The following is a 16,293-nucleotide window of genomic DNA, read 5'->3' on the forward strand; positions in this document are numbered from 1 at the left end:
TCTATTCCCAGAACATATTAAATAGTTTTTTCATTTTGCCCGGTTTTTTATTTGTCTCTTGTTGTGCTTTTTGTTTTACTTTCGGTCTTGGCTGCGCTTCTTTCACTTGTGGTGCAGAAGACACCGGCTCCATGGATGCGCCCACTTCATGAAACGCCTCATCCGGCATTTGGAATCCAACCTGTCTACCCTGAATCTTTGCATTGCGATAAGCAAAGTGGATCAGACCCACTCCTGTCATATATTGAGGCTCTCTCACCCCAATATAATTTGGACTTGCAATTCTTACATTGTTTTGCAAGACCGTTTGTGCAAGAGAAAGGATGCCTGGTATGGCTGCCTGTCCACCTGTTAGAACAAATCCGCCAGGCAAATCATGGACACCCATATTTCTTAATTCCTCTGCCACAAAGAGCAAGATTTCTTCCAGCCGCGCTTCGATGATATTAGCCGCTTCAAGCTGCGTATACGTCTGTTTTTGATCGGTACCGATCACAGAAACTTCAAATGTTTCCTCAGACGATGCCTCATCATAAAAAGCATGCCCAAATTGTTTTTTGATTCGTTCAGCTTCTTCAGTGGAAGTTCTAAGTCCTATAGACAAATCTTTTGTAATGTTCTCTCCGCCCAAAGGGATACTGTGAGTAGAATAAAGATGCCCGTTTTCAAATACGGAAATCGTTGTAGATCCGCCGCCAATATCGACAAGAGCTACCCCTAGATTTTTTTCATCTTTCGATAATGCTGCTGAGCCTGATGCAAGTGGCTGCAAGCATATATCCATAATTTCAATTCCAGCTCTTTCTACACATCGGAGCCAGTTATGTAGAATCGTTTTAGAACCTGTAATTAACGATCCATCCACCTCTAGCCGAACACCAAGCATTTTTTTCGGATCGGTGATCTCATCTCTTCCGTCGACGATAAATTGTCTCGGAATCACGTCTACGACGAGATGTTCTTGAGGAATAGATACTACTTGTGCAGCATCTAAGACACGTCTCACATCTTCAGCATGTATTTCTTTGTTTTCACTAGATACTGCGACCACGCCGCTCGTATTCTGTATATGAATGTGGTTTCCGTTAATTCCGACAATCGCCTTTTGTAAAGGAAAACCTACCATTCTCTCAGCCTGTTCAAATGCTTGTCTAATAGAATGAACTGTCTCATCTATATCAACAATCGATCCTTTTTTTAACCCTTCTGAAGGGACATTTCCAACACCTATAATGTTAAGCGAATCATCCGCCATTTCTCCGACGATGACTTTTATATTGGATGTACCGATGTCAAGGCTGACGTAAATTTCATTGTTGTTCATTCTATGGCACCTCCTCACATATCAATACTTTCTATTCTATTATTTGCTGAACAACAATACAATGCATGTGTTTTTACAAGTGTGTAACAAAACATAAAAAATCAACATTTTTTATTAGGATTACTGAAAATATTCGTTACATCATATGTATATCCTTTTTTATGACTCACTTTTTTTCTTTTTTTCTCTAGAAATTGTCCATTTTGTTAGTAGAATTCTTCGAATAACTGCTATATTTTGAAACAATCTAACGCCGAATGCAAACATTCCGACTAAGTACAAGTCTACACCAAGATGGACGCCCAGAAAAGCTAAACTTATTGCTAGTATAATATTAAAGAAGAAGCCTGATACAAACACTAGTTCATCGTATGCCCCTTGCAGATGTGCCCTGATTCCGCCAATTAATGTATCAAGCGCAGCAAGTACAGCGAGGGAAAGATAATTAGAATACTCATTCGGTATCGTAAAGTTTGTTAAGAAACCGATCGCAACCCCTATGATTAAGCCGAGTACAGGAAGCCACATTAAGATTTTCCCTCCTTTACATCATCAAGAGGCTTCAGTTCATTTATCTGAATTGCACCATCATATGCTTTTAAGTGAATTTTTTGCTTTGGCTGGCTAATACTTAAGCTGAAATTTTCCTGAGCAAACAAATCGCCAATATCTGATACATTTAAACGGCTGTATAATTTGTCCGCCTGGTCACTGATCATCTTGATGGTTACTTCATCACCATCTATGCTGTAGCCATCCATTTTCGTCGTACCATTAATATCTCGGATCACACTTGTATTAATCACACGGTGGTCATTTATGGAAATATGTTTTGCCCCATACATATTGGCTTCGTTGATTAATTTTTTTAGAAGGTCAGGCGGAATATTTTTCACTTCTTCTCCGGTCAGATCCTCAGAGAAGAGCTGAGAGATGTCAACTTCAATTCCCTCTCCTGTCACTTCTGTAAAACCAGCCTTTTCTTTTAAATCTTTTAACGTTTTTGTTAGTTGTGCTTCTTTCGATTGATCTCCTTGATGACCATACTTTTTCAGCATTTCATCATATTTATCAATTTCTTTTAGTAAATCCAATTCTTTACTTTTAGAGGCTGATAAATCCTCTCTTAGCTCCCACACATCGCGAGTATCACGGACTTTGGGCTTTTGTAACGAGTTAAATTGGATGGAGACCATGATGCCGAATATCACCATTAAGGCTGTCAAACTAAGTAAAGGCTTCTTTTTCCTCAACACCACTCACCTTTTCACTTTTAATCTTTGTGTTTTAAAAGAGGATTCATACGAATATCCTTTTTTTCAATCGTCATCGAAATGTGATCACTTGTCAGCTGATCAACCACTCCTCCTGCAAGATTTAAAGCAGGTATTAACACAGACGGATCACCAATAGCAGAAATAACAAATGGCGCTGGATGCTGAACACCGTCCACAGTGACAACTGGACCGTTACAATGTATGTATGATTGGTGTGTGATTCTCTGTCCATTAATAGATACGGCAGAGGCCCCCGATATAAATAGTTCGTTTATCACATGGAAAATGTGGCTCTCATGAACAATGTAATTATTGACATTTTGACCACTCGGGATATAAGATGCATCTTCAAGGGATACTTTTACCCCTTTTCCTTTTACACCGATCTCTCCTGTAAACATTCTGTATTTCTCAACATCTTCCAATACATTAAAATACTGCTCTTTTTCGTTTTTCAAATTGGACTCTGTCGCTTGAACCTTTGACTGAAGGCTATATAATTCTTTTTCAAGTTTCTGATTCGCCTTTTCTTGCTTTGTCAGCTGACTTTTCAAAGAATATTCTTTTTTCCATTGCTCTGTTCGAATGACATCTGCCTGATGCTGCTTTGTATATTGGTATGAAAAAGAAATCAGAAAACCAAGAACAAGCATTACAATTGAGAATATCACTGTTTTGCCTCTCAACGGTCATCTTCCTTTTTCTTAGATTTAAACGACTCAAAATACGTAGCGACTTCCATATGGATTGTGCCTTTTTCAGATGGCGAAAGCTCTTTTACAATGGCAGGATAAGTTCTCATTTTATCAGCGAATGTTTTAATTGAAGCAATCACGGTGTTCCCGTCATTCATATAAAATTTAACAAGCCACTGGTTTGAGCTGGTCGGCACATAATACACTTCTGAGATGAGTTCCTGAATAGAGGCTGGCAGCTTGTTCAACGATTTAACAGTTTGCTTCAGCTTCTCTTTATTGTCCCAATCGACAAAAATAGGTCCTGCATGACTCGGTGTGACTTCTTCTGGTAAGGCTGTCCCATTTTCAAGAAGCTCATAATAGAGATTGCCCTTTTGAAGATACGCAATATTTGCATATTCTTTGACAGCAATACTAACCTTATTTGGGAAGTGTTTTTTAATAATGACACTTTTAATCAGTTTATTTTGCTTAATATGATCTGTTGTTATATCTTTATTTAAATTCCAAAACTCTGTTTCGCCTTCTTTAATTTGTGAGAGTTTAACAAGCTGTTTTGTAGAGACATGCTCGTTCCCCGTAATGGTTAAAGAAGAAATTTTACTAATTGGCGTCTGCAAATAAATAATAATTAATACCATGATAAAAAACAGTAAAATAAAAGAGATTAGCCTTCGATTCGCTTTCTGCTTCCTTTGTTCTTTAATCTTAGGAATTCGCTCTTCTATATTGACGATCTTTTCATTTTCATGATCAGGCCGCATATATATTCTTCACCTCATTCAAAGCTGCTTGTCCACACCTTTGGGTCATCATTTTGATGAGAAAACAAACGGCATTCTTTCATGCCGTTTGTTTTCCTGTGATGCCATCATTCATAAAAACTAGCTTTTAATTTGCTTGACCGATAATTTCTACTTCTGTATGCATATCTACATTGTAGTCTTCTTTAATTTTCTTTTGGATGTACTGAATTAAGTCCAGCACGTCTTGAGCAGTAGCACCACCGGCGTTCACAATAAAGTTGCCATGCATATCAGATATTCTTGCACCGCCAATTTGGTATCCTTTTAAATTCGCTTTTTCTACAAGCTGTCCTGCATATTCAGGCAGTGGATTTCGAAAAATACTGCCGGCACATGGTCGATTATAGGGCTGTGTTTCCTTACGATAGTCTTTATTTTGCTGCATTTTCTTTGTGATTTTCTCACGATCATCCTGTCTGAGCTTAAACACGGCTTCGAGGACGATGCCAGGTCGTTCCTTTTGAAGAACGGACGTTCTGTAGCTAAAGTTCATCTGTTCATTTGTTAGCCACTCGATGCTTCCATCTTCAAATAAGATTCTAGCTTTTACAAGAATCTTACTAATATCAGATCCGTGTGCACCTGCGTTCATATAAACAGCGCCGCCGATAGATCCTGGAATCCCAGCTGCGAATTCCAATCCTGAAAGACCCTGCTTACTAAGAGACGTTGCAAGTCTTACAACAGAATAACCGCCGCCAACTGTAATTTCTTCCTCATTTACAGTTAGGTGATCAAGTCCAGCGCCTAACTTCAGAACAACACCACGTATTCCTTTATCAAGTACAAGTAAATTTGATCCTCTCCCAATAACCGTCCAATCCGCATCGTGTTTTTTCACCTGATCCATGATCGTTTTCACTGCATCGATATCTTTAGGCACGATCAATAGATCGGCTGGCCCGCCTATTTTCATTGTCGTATGATTTGCAAGCGGCTCATTTTCAAGCACTTTACCGACTTGCGCTTCTAATAATTCATTCTTCAAGTTCTCCATATTACCCTCCGCCTTACCTAATATCATTCCATCATGTAGTCGTAATTTCTTTTAATACATTATATAAACGTGCAGCCGCATCTGGTACTCCGAGTTCTTTTGTTAAACGGCTCATTTGGTTTAGTTTCTCTTCATTACCAGCAATTTCATCAATAGCGTGCAAGAGGCGCTCTCCAGAAAGCTCTGATTCTCTTAAAACAATTGCAGCGTCATGCTTTTCTAGTGATCTTGCATTGATTTCTTGATGATTTGCCGTTACGTATGGGCTCGGAATAAAAATGGTTGGAATTCCAAGAGCTGTCACTTCAGCAATCGTTGTGGCTCCCGCTCTTGCAACAATCACATCAATCGATTTCAAATACTCTGGCATTTGATGTAAAAATGGCTTTGTAATCATATTAGGTGCTGCACCTTTTTCCTTTAGTTCGTTCAGCACTTTTTCATAATGAACCTCACCCGTGATATATAAAAGCTGGTAGTTCTTAGCCTTTAATTCATCTTGCATTTCAATGACTGCTCTATTAATCGGAGCAGCACCTCGGCTCCCGCCAAAAATAAGAACCGTTTTTTTCTTTTCATCCAGCCCAAATTCTTGAAGAGATTTCCCCTCTTTTATAGAGACGACTTCAGAGGCTCTAGGGTTTCCCGTAAACACAACCTTTTCGGAAGGAAAATGTGCCTTTGCTTCGTCAAAGCAGATGGCTACCTTATTAACATATCTCGCCAGAAACTTATTTGTGATACCAGGCAGGCTGTTCTGTTCGTGAATAATGGTCGGGATCTTCAGCTTGGATGCCGCATAAACGACAGGACCACACACATAACCACCTGTTCCAATGACCGCATCTGGCTTGAATTCCTTCAAGTAAGATTTACTCTTTTGAACGCCCTTTAGAAATCTCATCACCGTTTTTACGTTATCAAAGGAAAGCTTTCTTTTAAAACCTGAAATTTCTATGGCTTTGAAAGGGATATTTTCTCTTTCTACAATTTTCTTTTCAAGTCCATTTTCAGTACCAATATATAAAAATTCTACATTAGGATGCAGTCTTTTCACTTCTTTAATAAAAGCTAAAGCCGGATAAATATGTCCGCCTGTTCCGCCTCCACTGATTACTATACGCATTATACCATTTCCCCTCAATTTTTTTCTGCTCTGAACAAAGTATAAACCCTGTTTTAAACAACAGGGCTCCGTTAAAACCTGTAAAGAAGAGTCAAAAAACAAGTTTTCAAAACAAAAACTATCATTTTCACTCTTCAAATCATTTTTTTGTACTTTTGCAAAATAAACGTCAACATGGTTTCATGAACTAACAGCACATTAATATCTAGCATACCTGCTTACATTCAAAAGTACGCCAATTGCCATCAGCATTAAAGTAAGTGATGAGCCGCCATAACTTAGGAAAGGGAGCGTGATGCCTGTCACAGGGATAAGTCCAGTGACAACAGCGATGTTAATCATCACTTGAATCGCAACCATTGAAATAATACCAACTGCTAGAAAGCTTCCGTATAAGTCTGGGGCTCCCAGTGCTATTCGTATGCCTCTCCATAACAGAACACTAAAGAGCAGCAAAATGAGTGATCCTCCTATAAAGCCAAGCTCTTCAGACAATATCGCAAAGATGAAGTCTGTTTGAGGTTCAGGTAAATAGAAGAATTTTTGTCTACTTTGACCGAGACCCATTCCGAACAGACCACCTGGGCCAACAGCGTATAAGGATTGAATAATTTGAAACCCACTGCCTAGTGGATCTTCCCAAGGATTTAAGTACGATGTAATTCGTTTTATTCGATAGGGTGCTGATAAGACCAGTGCAGCAAATCCGCTGAGCCCTATAAGACCGAGAAATATAAAGTGAGCAATTCTCGCACCTGAAACAAATATCATAATAATGCAGGTTCCAACCATGACTGTTCCTGTTCCCAAATCCGGCTGCAGCATAATGATGGCGAATGCAGAAAACACAATGCCCAAAGCTGGCGCGAAACCTTTACGGAAAGATGTAATATTTTTTTGTTTTTCAGATAAGAATTTTGCAAGAAACGCAATCATCGCAAGCTTCATAAATTCAGAGGGCTGAATACTAAACGCACCGACACCAATCCAGCTTCTTGATCCATTTCTCTCCATACCGATACCAGGAATGAGTACAAGCAGTAAAAGGAGAAAACAAACAGCAATCAATATCTTTGACCAAGTCCGCCACGTCCAATAATCAACTCGCATAATGAAAAACATTGCGATAACTCCGATTCCGGCAAACAAAAGCTGTCTTTTTGCAAAATAAAACGAATCATCAAATTTATATGATGCCCACACAGCACTAGCGCTGTACACCATAATTAAACCAATCGTCAATAAAAGTAACGTAATGACAACAAGCAAAAAATCCGGAGAAGTTTTCTTATTCGTCAAGAGACCGACACCCCAAGCATAATTTCATTTGGGCTGTCAGTCATATGAGAGACAAGCCCTTATTTAAGCATATGCACGGCGTTTACAAACATGTCTCCACGTTCTTCAAATGTTTTATGTTGATCCCAGCTTGCACAAGCCGGAGATAATAAAATCACGTCTTCTTCTTCAGATATGCTAAACGCCACAGGCACTGCTTGTTCAACATTATCGACATGTTTTACGTGATGTATTCCCAGTTCTTCACCCAGCTTCACAAACTTAGGTGCCGTCTCACCAAATGTGATAATTCCTTTAACATGTTTCATAAAAGGTTTCAATTCATCAAATTGATTGCCGCGATCAAGTCCGCCAGCTAACAAAATAGTCGGTTGTTCGAAGGCTGACAATGCTTTACTTGTTGCTAGTATATTGGTTGCTTTACTATCGTTATAAAATTTTCGGCTCTGAATTGTATCTACAAACTGCAGACGATGCTTCACACCGCTAAATGTCGTGAGAACATGTGCGATTGCTTCATTTGAACATCCTGCATTTTTCACAACACAAATAGCCGCTAAAATGTTTTCTTGGTTATGCTCACCAGGAAGGACAACATCCTTTAAATCAATAACATGTTCATTCATGTAATAGATCGCACCATCTTTAATGAACGCACCATGTTCTACTGGCTCTTTCACTGAGAAAAACACTTTTTTTGCTTTTGAACCTTCTGCCAGTTTTACAACAGATGGATCATCTAGATTAATGACAGCTATGTCATCTTCATGTTGATGTGCATACACTTTCTGCTTTGCTTTTTCATATTCATCACGAGTGTGGTGATAGTCTAAATGTGCATCAAAAATATTTAATATTAAGCTGATTTTAGGTCTGAATTCAACTGTTCCCATTAACTGAAAAGAAGAGAGCTCAGTTACGATCCACTCATCGCCATCTGCATTTGCAGCAACTTCGCTGGCGACTGTTCCAATATTACCTGCCACTAACGTTTTTTGACTGTCTTTTTTCAGCATTTCATAAATCAATGTCGTAGTAGTGGTTTTTCCATTTGATCCAGTAATCCCAATAAAAGGAGATGAGGTTAAATGATACGCCAATTCTATTTCCGTCCAAACTGGAATTTGGCGGCGAAGTGCCTCTTGAACCATCACATTTTCATATGGAATTCCTGGATTTTTAATTAAAATCGTAATATCTTTATCATCAAACATCTGAAGAGGATGGCTGCCACAAACGACATCAATCCCCTTTTTTAAAAGAAGTTGAGCAGGCTCATTTTTTTCAAACGGTTTTTGATCATTTACCGTGACATTTACTCCATGTTCATGAAGAATTGAAGCTGCCGCATATCCGCTTTTTGCAAGACCTAATACTAGTACATGTTCGTTTTTTAACATTTGCATCTTATTCAATTATAACCACACCTCGATGTAAATTCCTAAAACAGCAAGTAATAAACCAGCTGTCCAGAAGGTGACAACCACTCTCCACTCAGACCAGCCAACTAACTCATAGTGGTGGTGAAGCGGACTCATCTTAAAGATTCTTTTTCCAGTTGTTTTAAAGGAGATGACTTGAAGAATAACGGATAACGTTTCGACAACAAATACTCCTCCAATAATGACAAGTAAAATTTCAAGCTTTGTTAAAATCGCAATCGCTACAATGGCTCCGCCTAAAGCAAGCGACCCTGTATCACCCATAAATACTTTTGCAGGATGCGCGTTAAACACTAGGAAGCCAAGGACAGCTCCAGCTACTGCTACAGAAAAGATTGCTACATCATACTGTGATTGATTCCACGCCAGTATGGCAAAAGCTCCGAAAGCAATAGCAGCGGTTCCAGATAAGAGACCATCCAGTCCGTCCGTTAAGTTCACGGCATTTGAACCTCCGACAAGCATGAAAACGACAAGAATAAAGTAAGCCCATCCTAAATCAAAGCTGACATCTGTTCCTGGAATGCGAATCGTCGTTGCAAACTGATAATAATGGAAGACTGCATAAAAAATCACTGCGATCACAATTTGACCGATTAATTTCTGTTTCGATGTTAATCCAAGGTTTCGTTTCATCGCTACTTTAATATAATCATCTAAAAATCCTAATAGACCGTAGCCAAGTGTGACAAACAATAATAAAAACATTTCTGGACTAATCTCAGAGAATTTGTTGATCATCACAATCGTTGTAATCGTAATAGAAAAGATAATCATAATTCCGCCCATTGTCGGAGTACCTGATTTCTTTAAGTGAGACTGTGGTCCCTCTTCTCTAATACTTTGACCAAATTTAAGTCTTCTTAAAAACGGAATAAAAATCGGGGATAAAAGAACACTGATTAAAAATCCCATTATGATTGTAAACAATATCACCTGTTCAAGCATCGTTCTTTACTCCTTCCGAATTTCCAAAGCCGTTTCCCATCAGAAAATTGCATTCATTATTATGGTATTCATTCTCGTTCTTCGTATGTTGTTTTTGTACAAAATGCTTCATTTCATTACACTCTTTTCATCATTTTAAGATTTGTTTAGATCTAAAATAGCGTCTACGGCAACCTTTGCATCATCAAAATCGTAAACTTGATCACCTATGATTTGGTATGTCTCATGACCTTTACCCGCTATTAAGACTGTATCGCCTTTTTTTGCATTAGCAATCGCAAAAAAGATCGCTTGTTTACGATTCACAAAGCTATGATAATATGCGTCTGACACTCCATTTTCCATATCCTTTAAAATAGCTGAAGGATCTTCGCTTCTTGGGTTGTCTGATGTAAAAACAGGCTCATCTGCATATTTCACAGCGATTTGGGCCATTTGAGGGCGCTTCGTTTTATCACGGTCGCCGCCGCATCCTACCACACAGAAAATTTTGCCCTCTGTTAATTCTCTACATGTTGTGAGGACATTTTCTAAGCTGTCAGGCGTATGGGCGTAATCGACGATGACAGGAAAATCTTGATCACAGTTGACCAGTTCAAATCTGCCTTTGACTCCCTCTAGCTCTTCAATTGCACTCACAATCGTCTCAAACGTTAGCCCAGATACGATCCCCACTGATACAGCTGCCAGAATGTTATACACATTAAACTTTCCAATGAGAGCAACTGTAACATTCTTTGTGCCAATTGGAGTGATCAATTCAAATTGAGTGCCCTTCGGCTTAATTTGAATATTCTTTGCCATCACATCTGCTTTTTGCTCTAAGCCATATGTCATGACTTCAGCAGCTGTCACTTTTTCAAAATAACTCGAAGCGTCATCATCTGCATTTAAAATCGCATGCTTTGGCTTATCGTGATGAAAGGCACTGCCAAGCTGTGAGAACAGCAAGCTTTTCGCATGTTTATATTCTTCCATTGTGTTGTGATAGTCGAGATGATCCTGTGAAAGGTTCGTGAAAACGGCGATATCATAATCACATCCATGAACCCTACCAAGATGCAGTGCATGTGATGATACTTCCATAATGGCTGTGTCTACATCTTGATCCAGCATCTGTTTAAAGGTTTTCTGAAGTGTGACACTTTCAGGTGTGGTGTTTTTCACGTCAAGAATCTCATCATTCACCTTCATATACATCGTACCGATTAATCCTGTTTTCTTTTCAGCTTTTCTCATCATTTGTTCAATCATGTGCGTTGTGGAAGTTTTTCCGTTTGTTCCTGTGATCCCAATGAGATTCAGCTTATGAGTTGGCTGTTCGTAAAACGCATCAGCTATTCTTGCAAGTGCCCTTTGAGAGTGTTTCACAATAATGACTGGTACATTTGTTATGTGAAGAGGGTGTTCTGCTACAATCGCAACAGCCCCGCTTTTCACCGCTTTTTCAGCATAATCATGTCCATCTACTGTGTAGCCTTTTATACAGACAAAAAGGCTTCCTTTTTTCACCTCTCTTGAATCCATTTCAATGGAAGTGATATCAGGATTTTCGTTTATCAATTCATTGTTTTCACTTTTAAAGTATGTAAGGAGTTGTTGTAATTTCATTTCATATCAAACCTCTCAAATTCGTTCACGTGCATGTCTTGTGAAAAAAACACACAGTCTATATTTTATCGTAAAAAAAAGGATACATCCAGCGTATTCCTTAAGTTTCTCTTGGAAAAAACACACTTTGAGCTCTTTTTTTCAAACTGACCTTCTCTTTCAACAAAAAGAGGCAGCCGAATGAGTGCGGCTACCCTCTGTTCATTCTGTATTATTCATCGTTCAAGTATAATCTGATGGTGGAACCTTCTTTGACCTTTGTCCCAGCAGCAGGCGATTGCTTCACCACTTTACTGCCAGTTCCTGAAGCATCGATCTTTAGGTTAATCAAAAGGGATTCAAGGTCTGAAACAGAACCCCCTACAAGATTCGGGACTTCAATGGTTTTTGTGTCCAGCCACTGGTACTTCTTTTCAATTTGCCCCTTTCTTTTTTTCACACCCATCTCTGGCAGGCTGTCCCGCATAATGTGGCCAACAATTGGTGCAGCAACTGTCCCGCCAAATTGAATGGTGCCTTTCGGGTTATCTACAGCCACATATACAACAATACTTGGATCATCAGCTGGCGCAAATCCGATAAACGACACAATGTGGTTATTTTCCATGTACTTTCCGTCCTTTACCTTCTGCGCTGTTCCTGTTTTTCCACCAACTCGATACCCTTCAACAAATGCATTTCGGCCAGTTCCTTGAGCAACTACACTTTCAAGTGCATATCTGATTTCTTTTGAAGTTTCTGCTGAAATCACTTTCTTTTTGGCAATCGGCGATTGCTTTTTCACTACCTCTTTTGTGATTGGATCTATCCATTCTTTTGCAATGTACGGCGTGTAAAGTGTTCCGCCATTTACCGCAGCTGCTACTGCAGCTACTTGCTGAATCGGCGTAACAGATACACCTTGACCAAAAGCAGTTGTCGCCTGCTCAACAGGGCCAACGCGATCAAGTGGGAACAAAATTCCCCGCCCTTCCCCTTGTAGGTCAATTCCTGTTTTTTGACCAAATCCAAAATTTTTAATATAGGAAAACAATTTATCTTTTCCTAGACGGTCACCTAGTTCTACAAAACCAGGGTTACAGGAGTTTTGAACCACCTCTAAAAATGACTGTGATCCGTGTCCGCCTTTTTTCCAGCATCTAAGTCTTGCACCATCAACTGTCACAGATCCACTGTCAAAAAAATGATCACGTTTTAAATTGACTTTCTTCTCTTCTAATGCTGCTGCAAGTGTAATAATTTTAAACGTCGATCCTGGCTCATATGTGCTCCACACCGGTAAATTCCGGTTAAACACTTTCGAATCAACTGATTGATAGTCCGCAGGATCAAAATCTGGTCTGCTTGACATCCCAAGTACTTCACCATTCTTCGGGTTCATCGCAATAGCAATCATGCCATCTGGATTATACTTTGCTTGCGCATTGTCTAATTCCCGCTCTATGATGGTTTGTACCTTCGCATCGACTGTTAATTTCATATCAAGGCCATCTTTAGGCGGTGTATAATCATCTGCTTCATCTGGCATTTTCTGTCCTTTTGCGTCGGAATAGAACTTCACAGAGCCCTTTTCTCCCTTTAGGTCATCGTCATAATAGGCTTCCAGTCCAAGTAGACCTTGGTTATCAATTCCAGCAAAGCCCAGCACATGAGAAAGGAAGCTGCCAAACGGATAATGTCTGATGCTGTCTTCCGCTACATACACTCCATCTAAATCAAGCTCTCTAACTTCTTTTGCTTTTTCATGAGATACCTTTCTCCCCTCTGGAGAAATTCGTTCGATTGATGTTTTCTTTGTGACATGTTTGTATGCTTTCTCCTCGGACATATTCAAGACTGCCGCCAGTTTCTTACTTGTTTCTGCGGGATCTTTAATTTGGCGCGGCACAACCAATATAGATGGCGCACTTTTGTTTGTCGCAAGCTCTACCCCATTCCGGTCTAAAATATCTCCTCTTTCCGGTTCAAACGGGAGGTTTCGGCTCCACGAGTCCTTTGCTAAGCTTGTCAGCTTCTCGCCCATAATAAACTGCACATATCCTAATCTAGTATCTATGATGAAAAAAATGATCACCCCAAACAGCAGCACGAAAAGCAATCGTTTTCTCACTGTTACACTCGACACTCGCACGCCCGGTTCACTCCTTACATATGGCTTGTTTCCATTATATGCAGGCCCGTCCTTTTGTAGAACGGTCTCGTCTATCCGGCTCGCCAAAAGAAAAAACCTAGCAAATGGTTTGCTAGGTTTTGCAGTTAATTCGGTTTAAATGTCACAGTGACGACTTTATCTGAAATCTCCGCTCCACTTTTGACACTTTGTTTGACAGCATATCCTTGTCCCTTTGTTTCGATATGCACACCGGAAATGGATGCATATTGAAGCACTTCTCTTCTCGACCAGCCTGTCATATCAGGCATCTTAATGGTCTTTCCTGCTGTTTTCAAGAAAACTTTCTGGCTTTCAGAGAATTCAGAGCCTGCACTTGGCCACTGGCGCTTAATGGAGAGGCCGTCACCGATGACAACAGGCGTTAAGTTTTTATTTTTGACTTCTGTTTCCGCCTGCTTCACTTCTAAATCGAGGAAGGAAGGCATGGTTTCTTGTTTCACCTTTTGTTCGCCCGATTTTTTATCGTCTGTTTTTGTTGGTGCAATATTTAAATAGAGCAGACTATTTTTCATCACAGGGTTAAAAATTTGTGCAACTGGGGCAGACCCAGTTTCTGTATCAGACAGCTGAGGCTGCTGTACAGCCACATAAACGAGCAGTTTCGGATCATCTTTTGGTGCCATGCCCATAAATGAAAAGACATAATCGTTTCTTCCTTGGAGGTAACCGCCGGCACCGCCAATTTGCCCTGTTCCTGTTTTCCCAGCAACATCAAAGCCTTTGATTTGGTATGGCTGACCTGTTCCAATTTTCGAGGAAACAACCTCACCTAAAATGTCACGGACTTGCTTTGCTGTATCAGATGATATCGGTTTTCCAGCCACTGTTGGTTCGTGCTGCAAAATCGTTTTATTTGTGTTTGGGTCTGTAATATGATCAATCACATATGGCTTCATCATCGTTCCGCCGTTCGCTATCGCTGTCGCTGCTTGGATTTGTTGAATTGGTGTAATGGCAGACGCTTGTCCATAAGCCGTCGATGCTTTGTCATATTCGTATCTGTAATTGATTTTACTAGACGCTTCGTTCGGCAAGTCAATTCCTGTTTTGTCATAGAAATGGAATTTCTGCAAATATTGTTCGTATCGTGTGAAGCCTAGTTTTTCTTTTGCCAGCTTTGCAAAGGCTACGTTTGACGAACGTAGAACACCTTGATGAAAGTCAATCTTTCCCCAGCCATTACCGTTGTTGTGATCTCTTACAAGGCCCCCGCCTACTTTATAAGTACCAGATTGATATTTATCATTGCCGTGATAGACCCCTTCTTGGATTGCCGCAGCAAGTGTATAGATCTTCATTGTTGAACCCGGCTCAAACGCGTAAGAAATGACATCATTGTTATAATTCGTAATGTCTAGTTCATTTAAATTAAAGCTTGGCCGCTGCCCCATCGCAAGAACCTTTCCCGTTTTTGGGTCAACGACTGTGGCAATGATTTTCTTCGGTTTATATTTTTTGGCAACCTGCGTCATACTTTCTTCAAGAAACGCTTGGATTTTTTGATCGATGGTCAGTGTGACGTTTTTCCCATCCTTCGGGGCGACGATGTCTTCTTTACTATTCGGAAGAGCCCATCCGCTTCTGTCACTGTTATATGTCACATAGCCGTCTTTTTCTTTTAAATATTTGTTCAGCGCCTTCTCAAGTCCCATCGCGCCTGACATGTCCTTCGTCGCCTCATCTAATCTTGCATAACCAATTAAATTCGAAGCAAACATGCCGTTTGGATAGTATCGCTTCGTGTCTTTTTCAAATGCGATCCCTGGAAGCTTTAGCTTTTCAATTTTTTCTTTTGTTGAAAAACTAATGTCCTTCCCAGCTTTTCCAAACTCAACTTGGAACGCATCTTTTGTATTCAGACGCTTTAAAATTTCGCTTTCTCTCATATCAATTACTTTTGACAGCTCTTTAGCTGTCTTTGCTTTGTCAACCACATGCATTGGGTGCTTTATATCGACCGTCATTTTCTTGCTCATGACCGCAATTAGCTTGTACACAGAAGTATCCTCTGCAATTACATTCCCATTCCGGTCTAGAATAGATCCTCTTTTGGCTTCAAGTGTTTTCTTCGATTGATATTGTTCATTTGCCTTTGCGGCTAACACTTGACCATCTACCGTTCCTGTAATTTGAATATAAATAAAACGTACAAGGATGATAAAGAAAAACAGGGCGAAGCAAATACTCGCAATTGCCGCGCCTCTGTTCATCATTTTATTCTTTTTGGGCATCGCCATCTTAATCGACCTTCTTAACATCTTTCGATATGCTTAAGCCTGCTTTTTTCGCCGCTTCGATGATTCTCTCTGGTTCACTCAGTAAGTCTTTTTCCTTTTGAAGCTCAGTGATCTTCTTCGATTCTAAAGAAACTTGCTGTTCTAATTTCTGTACTTCGATATTGGCATGATAGACAGCAAAGGCTTTAGAAATGATGAGAATCGAGCTGCACATAAGAGCCATGACAAACATGACAAGTAAGATTTTTTCACCAAGTGTTATAGAACCTCTTCTTTTAATAACAACTGATTGGCCTTGCTGCTCTGTTTGATGTTGCTTTACTTCTCTTTGGTAAGCCAAATTACTCATAAGAAA

General features: G+C 39.8%; 14 protein-coding genes. All 14 read right to left on the minus strand.

Going from position 1 to position 16,293, the window contains the following annotated elements; translation table 11 throughout:
* Position 1 precedes the first annotated feature (1 nt).
* The 14 genes from ftsA to ftsL all read right to left on the minus strand — a co-directional run bounded on the left by ftsA (position 2) and on the right by ftsL (position 16,287).
* The gene (ftsA, locus tag AKG37_RS12815) at positions 2 to 1,324 is read right to left on the minus strand and encodes a cell division protein FtsA (protein ID WP_060699154.1); all 1,323 of its coding nucleotides are present in this window, start codon (positions 1,322 to 1,324) and stop codon (positions 2 to 4) included.
* A 159-nt stretch (positions 1,325 to 1,483) separates the two neighbouring features.
* Complete coding sequence (locus AKG37_RS12820) at positions 1,484 to 1,852, minus strand: small basic family protein (protein ID WP_003210988.1); 369 nt, start codon at positions 1,850 to 1,852, stop codon at positions 1,484 to 1,486.
* A complete protein-coding gene (locus AKG37_RS12825; protein ID WP_060699155.1) occupies positions 1,852 to 2,577 on the minus strand; it encodes a DUF881 domain-containing protein in 726 nt (241 codons plus the stop codon). Before AKG37_RS12825 ends, AKG37_RS12820 begins: the two co-directional genes overlap by 1 nt.
* A 20-nt stretch (positions 2,578 to 2,597) precedes the next feature.
* Positions 2,598 to 3,287 carry a DUF881 domain-containing protein gene (locus AKG37_RS12830; RefSeq protein WP_060699156.1) on the minus strand — a complete coding sequence of 230 codons (690 nt, stop codon included), beginning with the start codon at positions 3,285 to 3,287 and terminating at the stop codon, positions 2,598 to 2,600.
* The gene (locus AKG37_RS12835; protein ID WP_060699157.1) at positions 3,284 to 4,063 is read right to left on the minus strand and encodes a cell division protein FtsQ/DivIB; all 780 of its coding nucleotides are present in this window, start codon (positions 4,061 to 4,063) and stop codon (positions 3,284 to 3,286) included. The genes AKG37_RS12830 and AKG37_RS12835 overlap by 4 nt, the downstream gene beginning before the upstream one ends.
* A 127-nt stretch (positions 4,064 to 4,190) precedes the next feature.
* Positions 4,191 to 5,102 (minus strand): UDP-N-acetylmuramate dehydrogenase, encoded by a 912-nt coding sequence (murB, locus tag AKG37_RS12840; RefSeq protein WP_060699158.1) that lies wholly within the window; start codon positions 5,100 to 5,102, stop codon positions 4,191 to 4,193.
* Between the two features lie 31 nt (positions 5,103 to 5,133).
* Positions 5,134 to 6,228: an undecaprenyldiphospho-muramoylpentapeptide beta-N-acetylglucosaminyltransferase gene (gene murG, locus AKG37_RS12845; RefSeq protein ID WP_060699159.1), complete on the minus strand. Its 1,095-nt coding sequence runs from the start codon at positions 6,226 to 6,228 to the stop codon at positions 5,134 to 5,136.
* Between the two features lie 198 nt (positions 6,229 to 6,426).
* Entirely contained in the window at positions 6,427 to 7,527 is a 1,101-nt protein-coding gene (gene spoVE, locus AKG37_RS12850; protein WP_003212197.1) for a stage V sporulation protein E, read from the minus strand.
* Between the two features lie 59 nt (positions 7,528 to 7,586).
* On the minus strand, positions 7,587 to 8,933 hold the full coding sequence (murD, locus tag AKG37_RS12855) for a UDP-N-acetylmuramoyl-L-alanine--D-glutamate ligase (protein WP_060699378.1): 1,347 nt from the start codon (positions 8,931 to 8,933) through the stop codon (positions 7,587 to 7,589).
* 9 nt (positions 8,934 to 8,942) lie between these two features.
* On the minus strand, positions 8,943 to 9,917 hold the full coding sequence (gene mraY / locus AKG37_RS12860) for a phospho-N-acetylmuramoyl-pentapeptide-transferase (protein ID WP_060699160.1): 975 nt from the start codon (positions 9,915 to 9,917) through the stop codon (positions 8,943 to 8,945).
* A 135-nt stretch (positions 9,918 to 10,052) separates the two neighbouring features.
* A complete protein-coding gene (locus AKG37_RS12865; RefSeq protein ID WP_060699161.1) occupies positions 10,053 to 11,528 on the minus strand; it encodes a UDP-N-acetylmuramoyl-L-alanyl-D-glutamate--2,6-diaminopimelate ligase in 1,476 nt (491 codons plus the stop codon).
* A 211-nt stretch (positions 11,529 to 11,739) separates the two neighbouring features.
* Positions 11,740 to 13,659: a stage V sporulation protein D gene (locus AKG37_RS12870; RefSeq protein WP_024424263.1), complete on the minus strand. Its 1,920-nt coding sequence runs from the start codon at positions 13,657 to 13,659 to the stop codon at positions 11,740 to 11,742.
* Positions 13,660 to 13,784: 125 nt separating this feature from the next.
* On the minus strand, positions 13,785 to 15,932 hold the full coding sequence (locus AKG37_RS12875) for a penicillin-binding protein (RefSeq protein ID WP_060699379.1): 2,148 nt from the start codon (positions 15,930 to 15,932) through the stop codon (positions 13,785 to 13,787).
* Positions 15,933 to 15,939: 7 nt separating this feature from the next.
* Entirely contained in the window at positions 15,940 to 16,287 is a 348-nt protein-coding gene (gene ftsL / locus AKG37_RS12880) for a cell division protein FtsL (RefSeq protein ID WP_012009864.1), read from the minus strand.
* Positions 16,288 to 16,293: the final 6 nt, after the last annotated feature.

Origin of the sequence: Bacillus australimaris, from assembly GCF_001307105.1 — a bacterium.
GTDB lineage: Bacteria > Bacillota > Bacilli > Bacillales > Bacillaceae > Bacillus > Bacillus australimaris.

Excerpts from the sequence above, each read along its gene's own strand:
- ftsA (WP_060699154.1), bottom strand. The coding sequence starts at position 1,324 with ATGAACAACAATGAAATTTACGTCAGCCTTGACATCGGTACATCCAAT.
- AKG37_RS12820 (WP_003210988.1), bottom strand. The coding sequence starts at position 1,852 with ATGTGGCTTCCTGTACTCGGCTTAATCATAGGGGTTGCGATCGGTTTC.
- AKG37_RS12835 (WP_060699157.1), bottom strand. The coding sequence starts at position 4,063 with ATGCGGCCTGATCATGAAAATGAAAAGATCGTCAATATAGAAGAGCGA.
- murB (WP_060699158.1), bottom strand. The coding sequence starts at position 5,102 with ATGGAGAACTTGAAGAATGAATTATTAGAAGCGCAAGTCGGTAAAGTG.
- murG (WP_060699159.1), bottom strand. The coding sequence starts at position 6,228 with ATGCGTATAGTAATCAGTGGAGGCGGAACAGGCGGACATATTTATCCG.
- murD (WP_060699378.1), bottom strand. The coding sequence starts at position 8,933 with ATGCAAATGTTAAAAAACGAACATGTACTAGTATTAGGTCTTGCAAAA.
- mraY (WP_060699160.1), bottom strand. The coding sequence starts at position 9,917 with ATGCTTGAACAGGTGATATTGTTTACAATCATAATGGGATTTTTAATC.
- AKG37_RS12865 (WP_060699161.1), bottom strand. The coding sequence starts at position 11,528 with ATGAAATTACAACAACTCCTTACATACTTTAAAAGTGAAAACAATGAA.
- AKG37_RS12875 (WP_060699379.1), bottom strand. The coding sequence starts at position 15,932 with ATGCCCAAAAAGAATAAAATGATGAACAGAGGCGCGGCAATTGCGAGT.
- ftsL (WP_012009864.1), bottom strand. The coding sequence starts at position 16,287 with ATGAGTAATTTGGCTTACCAAAGAGAAGTAAAGCAACATCAAACAGAG.